Source organism: Pseudorhodoplanes sp., from assembly GCF_035565795.1.
GTDB lineage: Bacteria > Pseudomonadota > Alphaproteobacteria > Rhizobiales > Xanthobacteraceae > Pseudorhodoplanes.
The window spans coordinates 1-6,185 of the sequence record NZ_DATMRV010000112.1; the positions used below are offsets into that span (position 1 = coordinate 1).

General features: G+C 65.4%; 5 protein-coding genes and 1 pseudogene. 1 reads left to right on the top strand and 5 read right to left on the bottom strand.

Annotated features, from left to right (window positions below; all coding sequences use genetic code 11):
• Window positions 1-833, bottom strand: a pseudogene (locus tag VNZ93_RS10935) (hypothetical protein); the annotation flags it as partial.
• A 456-nt stretch (window positions 834-1,289) separates the two neighbouring features.
• Here VNZ93_RS10935 and VNZ93_RS10940 point away from each other — a divergent pair.
• On the top strand, window positions 1,290-2,384 hold the full coding sequence (locus tag VNZ93_RS10940) for an NAD(P)/FAD-dependent oxidoreductase (protein ID WP_325704252.1): 1,095 nt from the start codon (window positions 1,290-1,292) through the stop codon (window positions 2,382-2,384).
• Here VNZ93_RS10940 and VNZ93_RS10945 read toward each other — a convergent pair whose 3' ends face one another.
• The 4 genes from VNZ93_RS10945 to polA form a co-directional block, all read right to left on the bottom strand.
• Window positions 2,385-2,984 carry a DUF2865 domain-containing protein gene (locus VNZ93_RS10945; protein WP_325704255.1) on the bottom strand — a complete coding sequence of 200 codons (600 nt, stop codon included), beginning with the start codon at window positions 2,982-2,984 and terminating at the stop codon, window positions 2,385-2,387.
• 339 nt (window positions 2,985-3,323) lie between these two features.
• Window positions 3,324-3,908 (bottom strand): orotate phosphoribosyltransferase, encoded by a 585-nt coding sequence (gene pyrE, locus VNZ93_RS10950; protein WP_414710051.1) that lies wholly within the window; start codon window positions 3,906-3,908, stop codon window positions 3,324-3,326.
• Window positions 3,909-4,001: 93 nt separating this feature from the next.
• Window positions 4,002-4,709, bottom strand: a complete 708-nt coding sequence (locus VNZ93_RS10955; protein WP_325704258.1) for a glutathione S-transferase family protein — start codon at window positions 4,707-4,709, stop codon at window positions 4,002-4,004.
• Between the two features lie 134 nt (window positions 4,710-4,843).
• The coding region (polA, locus tag VNZ93_RS10960; RefSeq protein ID WP_325704261.1) for a DNA polymerase I at window positions 4,844-6,185 on the bottom strand (1,342 nt) is incomplete at its 5' end.

Below are 6,185 nucleotides of genomic sequence, written 5' to 3' on the forward strand. Positions count from 1 at the left end.
CTGCCATAGGCGAAGAACACGCCGTCGATGAAGTCATCGTAGGCATACGCCCAATAAGCGTCGTCGTACGCATAAGGGAAGAACGTGTAGTCGAAGAAGTCCGAATACAGATACGGATAGAAGATCGGGCCGAGCCAGGCGACAAAGGCTGCGCGCCGGCCGTGACGCCAGGCATGGCGGGCGAATGCTCGTTCGGAGCGTGCCTGCCGGCGGTCGCCGCGATCAGCGAAACGGGCGGCGAAACGTCCCGCACGCGCCTCGTCGCGGGTCACGCGGCGTTCGGCAGGTCTCGATGCGCGCTGCTCCCGCAATTGCTGGCGCTGCTGGATCTGTTGCGCGCGCTGCGCTTCACGCTGCTGACGGTTGGCTTCGCGCTCCCTGGTGCGGGGGCCCGCCGCGCGCCGCTCTGCACGATCAGGGCGATCTGCTTGCTGACGGTTCGGCCGGTCGGCGTCGAGCCGTTGGCGGTCGGTCTGGACGCGCTCGCGCTGCTTGGTTCGCAGATCCTGCAATTGCTGCCGCTGTTCGGCCCGCAGCTTCTGCCGTTCGGGCGCGGTCAGCCCCTTCGCCCGCAAGTCCTGCTGCTGCCTGTTGCGGAGCGACTGAACCTCCCTGCGATCTTCGCGTGCGCGCTGGACGCGCTCCTGCTGCGGCCGCCGCGCCTCTCGCGCACGGTCCTGACGCTGGATGCGCTCCTGGACCCGTTGCTGCTGGCGCTCGATCCGTCGCGGTTGCACGACCTGACGCGGACCGGGACGCGCGCGCTCGACGGCACGCGGTGCGGGGGCCGAACGGTCAATTCGAGTCGGCGCACCACGCGGCGGCTGAGCCATCCGCGGCGGTGGTCCTGCCGGACGCGCGTTGCGGGGAGGCGGTGCCATTCGTGGCGGTGCCGCCATGCGCGGCGGGGCAGCCATTCGAGGCGGCGGGGCTGACATGCGCGGAGGCGGCGCGTACATTCGCGGTGCGGGCGCAGCCGGCATCGGGCGCGCCGCAGGCGCGGCAGCCGGACGGCCACCGCCGCCGCCCCCATGTCCGGGGCGCTGCGCGAAAGCAGGTTCAATCAACCATGCGATAGAGGCGACGGCGACGCAGGCAACAGCAACCAGTCTCTTTGGCATCCCAACACATCCCCTGCGCGTCGCCCACACGCTGCAAATTCAAACCACAATCGAATTGTTCCCGGAGACAGGAAACCGCTAGAAGCATCGGGTGCGACCAAAGCGCCGGGTTTGTTGTCGAATGTTCATCGTCGCATCCGCGCCGGAAGCGAACTGGGAAAGCTAGTGATGCAAGTGCTGGTGATTGGCGCGGGTGTGGTTGGTCTCGCCGTCGCGCGCGCAGCAGCGCTCGCCGGGCATGACGTTATCGTCGCGGAAAAAGCCGACGCAATCGGCACCGGAATTTCCTCGCGCAACAGCGAGGTCATCCACGCCGGCATGTATTATCCGACCGGATCGCGCCGGGCGAAGTTGTGTCCGCGCGGCAATCGGATGCTGTACGACTTCTGCGAAACACACGGCGTCCCGCACCGGCGCTGCGGCAAATTCATCGTCGCGACGAACGAAGCCGAACACAGCCGCATCGAGGCGATCCAGGCGCAAGGCCGGATCAACGGTGTCGAGGGTCTTGAACTGATCGGTGGCAATGCCGCGCGCGATCTGGAGCCGGAGCTGTCCTGCATTGCAGCGCTCGTCTCACCGGACACCGGCATCATCGACGGACACGGCTACATGCTCGCGCTGCAGGGCGACATCGAAGCCCATGGCGGCGCAATCGCGTTCGAAACGCCAGTGGAACGCCTCACACCCACCCTGCACGGCTGGCGCGTGACCTTCGGCGGGCGCGAACCGGGACATCTCGACGTTGATGCGGTCGTGAACTGCGCAGGATTATCGGCACAGACGGTAGCGCGCACGATCGAAGGCTATCCGCTGACGCGCATTCCGGAACAGGTGCTGGCGAAGGGCAATTACTTCGCCTATGCGGGCCGGCCAGTATTCACACGGCTGATCTATCCGACGCCGGTCGATGGCGGCCTTGGCGTGCATGTCACGCTCGACCTTGCCGGCCGCATGCGGTTCGGGCCGGACGTGGAGTGGATCGATCATGAGGGCTACGATGTCGATCCTTCGCGCGCGGCATCCTTCTATGCCCGCATCCGAACCTATTGGCCGGGATTGCCGGATGGATCGCTGGTGCCCGATTATGCCGGCGTGCGCCCGAAGCTGACCGGACCGGGCGAGCCCGCGGCGGATTTCATGGTGGACGGGCCCGCCAATCACGGCATGCCGGGCATCGTCAATCTGTTCGGGATCGAGTCGCCGGGCCTCACGTCATCGCTGCCGCTGGCGGACGACGTGGTGGCGCTGCTGACAGCCTGATTATCGCCGCGCCTGAGCGCGTCGATCGGCATTGCGGCTCGGGGGCGCCGCGTCAGGTGTTGCATGCCCGTCGGTCGCCGCCTCAGCCTCAGGCGCCGGGCTCGGCCCGGGCGCAACGCGCGTCTGCGTCAATTGCTCTTTCAGCTTCGCGGGCAGCGCGAGCTTGCTGTCTACCGGCGCAAATCCTCCGTGCAGGCCGTCGCCTTGATAGGCCATCAGGCCGGCCTGCGTCGCAATGATGTCGCCAGACCGCAATGTCGGATCTTCGTTCTCTTCGAACTGCACGAGCCCGAGGGGCGTCTTGCCGTTGCAGCTGCAATCCGGGACGATCTTCTCACGATAGACGAATGCATTCGGCAAACTGCTGTAGCGCTGACCGTTGGCAGCGACGGCATTCGCGATACCACCGCCACCACCCGAGAACATCTGCGTCGGCGTTGCGGGACAGAACGCGCGACACATCTCGGTTGCGTTCATGGTGCCGCGGCCGCTGACCGGAAAGTACCGGCCGTCGCAGAGCCGCACGCAATAGCCCGACGAGATCGCGCCACCATCGGCGATGCGCGTATCGCCATCGGCGGACGGCGCGCGCGGTGTCATGGCGCGGCGAAGTCCGCCGAAAATTGCTTCGAAGAGGTTTTGGGCGGACGCGGGCGCAGGCATCTCAGCCGCAAACAATAACGCCAGTCCCGCAATGGCGGCGACGCGCCGACAACGCACGAACATGCCAGCCTGAGCCACAGCCGGCTCCTTTCATCCGTGAGTGCTGAGGCCCTCCCAACGTCGCAAACACAGATTGGTTGCGTCAGTCTGGAACGCCGGACACCCTACGCCACGGGTTACAGCCGAATGATAGGCAGCGCCGGTAAACGACTTGATAACCACGACGGAATTTTGGTCGCATGCGGGCGGCGCGCAGGCAGGGCCCGACAGCCGGTATCAGAGGAATTCCGCTGCCTTGTAGATCGAGCGAAAATCGAGGCCGGCTTCGCGGAAATTGTCGGCGGCGCCCTCCTCGCGATCGACCATGGTGAGCACCATCACGATCTCTGCGCCGGACTCACGTACCGCATCGACCGCCTTGATCGCCGAGCCGCCGGTGGTGGTGACATCCTCTACGATGACCACGCGCTTGCCCTTGAGCGATTCGCCGGGCGCGAGCCCTTCGACCGACAGCCGCGCCCCATGTTCCTTCGGCTTCTTGCGCACGAAGAAGGCCTGGATCGGCGCGCCGCGCATGAAGGAGAGCTGCGCGATCGCACCCGCAAGCGGCACCGCGCCCATCTCGAGCCCGCCAATATAATCGATGCGTTCGCCCGACAGGCAGTCAAGCGTCATCTCCGCGAGCAGCGCCGCGCCTTCCGCGTCGAGCATGGTAGGCTTCAGGTTGAAGTAGAAGTTGCTCTTGCGGCCCGATGCGAGCGTGATCTCGCCGCGCCCGAACGAACGCTTGCTTATGATGTCGCGAAGGCGGGCGCGCATGGCGCCGATGTTCTGAGAGGATGGTGCCGGTGTCGTGCTCATGAGCGCCTCCCTAACATCAATGCGTCGATCCCGCCATTTCCAGCAGGCGGGACCGCGCATTTTCCCCAATGAACTCGGCCTGTTTGCCGGTGCTTACGCGGGGCGCGCCGGAATTTCGAGCCCCCGCTGCACCGCCGGACGCGCCATCGCCGCATCGAGCCAGCGCGGAACCTCCGTCAGCGTGTCGTATTCGACGAGCTCGCGGGCTCCGTAAAAGCCGATCAGGTTGCGCACCCAGCCGATCATCGAGACATCGGCGATGGTGAAGTCGTCGTCCATGATCCATTGCCGGCCCTTGAGGCGGGCCTCCAGCACACCGAGCAGCCGCTTCGATTCGTTGACGTAGCGGTCGCGCGGGCGCTTGTCCTCATAGTCCTTGCCCGCGAACTTATGGAAGAAGCCGACCTGCCCGAACATCGGGCCGATGCCGCCCATCTGGAAGTGCACCCATTGCACGGTGTGCCAGCGCGCGACCGGATCGGCCGGGATCAGCTTACCGGTCTTCTCCGCAAGATAGTGCAGGATCGCCCCCGACTCCCACAGGCCGAGCGGCTTTCCGCCAGGGCCATTCGGGTCGATGATCGCCGGGATCTTTCCGTTCGGATTGAGCGAGAGGAATTCCGGCGTCCAGCTCTCGTTCCTGGTGATGTTCACCGCATGCGCTTCATACGGCAGCCCCGTCTCTTCCAGAGCGATCGAGACCTTCACGCCATTCGGCGTCGGGAAGGAATAGAGCTGCAAGATGTCGGGATTTTTCGCGGGCCAATTCTTCGTGATGGAGAAGGAGGAGAGTCTGGACATGCAACGCCTCTGTAATCGTCATGCCGGGGGCGCTCGCGAAAGCGAGCGAGCCTGGAATCCAGCGGAAAGATGCGAGGGTTTTAGGTGGATTCCGGGTCCGGCGCTTCGCGCCGTCCCGGAATGACAGCCATGCGCTAATGCGCCTCGTCCCAGTTGCTCGCGGCCCGCGCTTCGACCGAGAGCGGCACATGCAGCTGCACCGCCGGATGCGGCGCGTCTTCCATCACGCGCTTCACCACCGGCAACGTGCGTTCGACCTCGGCATCCGGAACCTCGAACACCAGTTCGTCGTGCACCTGCAGCAGCATCTGCGCTGACAGGCCGGCGGCGCGCAGCGCATCCTCCATCCGCGTCATCGCACGGCGGATGATGTCGGCCGCCGATCCCTGCAGCCGCGCATTGATCGCGGCGCGCTCGTTAAACGCACGCAGGGAGGGGTTCGAAGCCTTGATGTCCGGATAGTGGCACTTGCGGCCGAACAGCGTGACCACGTAGCCATGCTCGCGGCAGAAGTCCCGCGTCTGATCCATGTAGTCGCGGATGCCCGGGAAGCGCTCGAAGTACTTCTTGATGTAGGCGCCGGCTTCCTCGCGCGGGATGCCGAGCTGATTGGCGAGCCCGAACGCCGAGATGCCGTAGATGATGCCGAAATTGATCGCCTTGGCACGCCGGCGCACCTCGCCGGGCATGTCCTTCACAGGCACGCCAAACATTTCAGACGCCGTCATCGCGTGAATGTCGATGCCGTCGCGGAAGGCCTGCCGCAGCGCGGGCACGTTCGCGACTTCGGCAAGCAGGCGCAATTCGATCTGCGAATAGTCGGCGGAGACCAGCTTGTGACCGGGCTTCGCGATAAACGCCTTGCGGATCTTGCGCCCCGCTTCGGTTCGGATCGGAATGTTCTGCAGGTTCGGTTCGGACGACGACAGACGTCCGGTCGTGGTCGCCGCGAGCGCGTAGTTCGTGTGCACGCGCTGCGTCCTCGGATCGACATATTCCGGCAGCGCGTCGGTATAGGTCGAGCGCAGCTTCGAAACCTGCCGCCAGTCGAGGATCTTCTGCGGCAGTTCGTGGCCCTGCTCGGCCAACTCTTCGAGCACGGACGCGGAGGTCGACCACGCGCCGGTCTTGGTCTTGGTGCCGCCGGGCAGGCCCATCGAACCGAACAGCACATCGCCGATCTGCTTCGGCGAACCGAGATTGAACGGCTGGCCGGCGACTTTCTGCGCTTCCTCCTCGAGACGCGCGCTTTCGGTCGCGAACTCGCTGGAGAGCCGCGCCAGAGTGTGCCGGTCGATCGAAATGCCGCGGCCTTCCATGCGGCCGAGCACAGCAATCAGCGGCCGCTCCAGCGTCTGGTAGACATTCATCATGTGCTCGGCGGCGAGGCGCGGTTTCAGCGCATGCCACAGGCGCAGCGTCGCGTCGGCGTCTTCCGCCGCATATTCGGCGGCCCGCTCGATCGGCACGCAATCG